Origin of the sequence: Nocardia sp. NPDC058497 (genome assembly GCF_042720195.1) — a bacterium.
GTDB lineage: Bacteria > Actinomycetota > Actinomycetes > Mycobacteriales > Mycobacteriaceae > Nocardia.
The window spans coordinates 1-1,562 of the sequence record NZ_JBHXMY010000915.1; the positions used below are offsets into that span (position 1 = coordinate 1).

Here is a 1,562-nt window from a genome sequence, read left to right on the forward strand (position 1 = left end):
GGTTTCCAGCTGGGCAGCCTCTGGTACATCTCGCTGGACTACGTCAACCACCAGACCAGCCTCAATCACGCACAGGCGCAAGTAGATCCGGACGGGATGATCCGGATGGTGGTGAGCAAGCAGGATCCCGGCATCGCGAACTGGATCGAGACCACCGGGCGCACGCGGGGCATCCTGCAGTTCCGGTGGCAGCGCACCGACCGGCCGATGACCGAGGCCGACGGCCCGACGGTTGCCCTCGTACCGGTCACCGAGGTCACCCAGCACCTCCCCCATATCGAACGCAACCGGATCGACGCCGCCGGCTGGCGTGACCGAATCGCCGCCCGTCAGCGGGCTTTCGCAGAAAGGATGCTCGGTTAACCCTTCCCCATGCCTGCAGGCGGGAGATTCCCGGCTCGGACCGCACCGACAACCTCGAAGGGAGGTAGGCAATGTCTGACGTCGTCAGCACCGACACGGTGAGGCTCAACCGTGGCCAGAATCATTCTGGCAGCGTTGCGATCACGGTCTGCTGTGTACCCGCAGTCCGCACATCGGAAGGTTCGTTCAGCGAGTTCGAGTCGCTGCTTGGCTCTCGCGTAGCACTCCGAACACGTCATCGTGGTGTAAGCAGGCGGAACCAACACCACCTTTCGGCCCGCCCGCACGCCACGCTCGATCAACTCTCGCTTGGCCGCTCCGATCGCAGCGTCAGCAGCCTTGCGAGCCATCCTCGACCTAGCCAGGAACTTCGGCTTGAAATCCTCGACCGCTATCACTTGGTGAGCACCGACGATGCGACGTGCCCACTGCCGAGCGGCGTGCGCATTCTGTCGAGCGGCCTTCTTCGCGATCCGCGCAGCCTGATTGCGAGACCGCAGATAGCCCCGCGATGGCGCCTGCCCCCGTGCACGACGGCGACGGACCATCTTCCGTTGAGCGCGAGCGAGTTCAGCGGCGCATCGACGCCGGTACCCACCGTAAGGCAGGTCGAACGCTGGGTCTGTGGTCGTGGCCGTCGTGGCGACACCCCAGTCGATGCCGATTGCCCCGGCCACCGTGGAGCGAGGCAGAGAGGGTCGACGGACCACGAACGATGCGTACCAGTGCCCCAGGCAGTCCCGGTAGACGCGGACGGAGGTCGGTTCGGACGGCAACTCCCGCGACCACACCACCGGAACCGACACCCCGCCAGGCAGTCGCAATCGACGGTCACGGATCGAGAAACCTCGGGTGGTGTATTCGAGCGACGGCAACGCCTTCTTGCGCGCCTTGGCTTTAGGTTTGCCGCGCCCTGGCACCCGATAGGAGTCGTGCAACGCGGCAGCGTAGGTCCGCAATGTCTGCTGTTGGGCAACCTGCGAACCCTGTCTCAGCCACCGGGCACGGGCCCGTGCTTCAGTAAGCAACTTCGACAGCTTGCAGAAAGTAGGTTTGTGCCCGTCGCGCTGCTGGCGGACGGCCTCGTTCCAGAGAAACCGGCACCGGTGCCACTCATCGAGCAGTGCGCGCTGGGCCGTCACGCCGGGGCGCAAACGGTAGGTGTAGCGCACGGTCTCAACCATACGAGGCAGTGTAAT

At 64.9% G+C, this 1,562-nt stretch carries 1 protein-coding gene and 1 pseudogene; one reads left to right on the forward strand and one right to left on the reverse strand.

Translation table 11 applies throughout. From position 1 onward, the window contains the following. Positions 1–363 (forward strand): annotated as a pseudogene (locus tag ACFWPJ_RS32425) (hypothetical protein); the annotation flags it as partial. On the opposite strand, the gene ACFWPJ_RS32430 reads toward ACFWPJ_RS32425, so the two are convergent. Further along, a complete protein-coding gene (locus tag ACFWPJ_RS32430; RefSeq protein ID WP_378857282.1) occupies positions 360–1,547 on the reverse strand; it encodes an RNA-guided endonuclease InsQ/TnpB family protein in 1,188 nt (395 codons plus the stop codon). The pseudogene ACFWPJ_RS32425 and the gene ACFWPJ_RS32430 sit on opposite strands and share 4 nt — an antisense overlap. Positions 1,548–1,562 lie beyond the last annotated feature (15 nt).

Coding starts and splice junctions, on each gene's coding strand:
- ACFWPJ_RS32430 (WP_378857282.1), bottom strand. CDS start 1,547: ATGGTTGAGACCGTGCGCTACACCTACCGTTTGCGCCCCGGCGTGACG.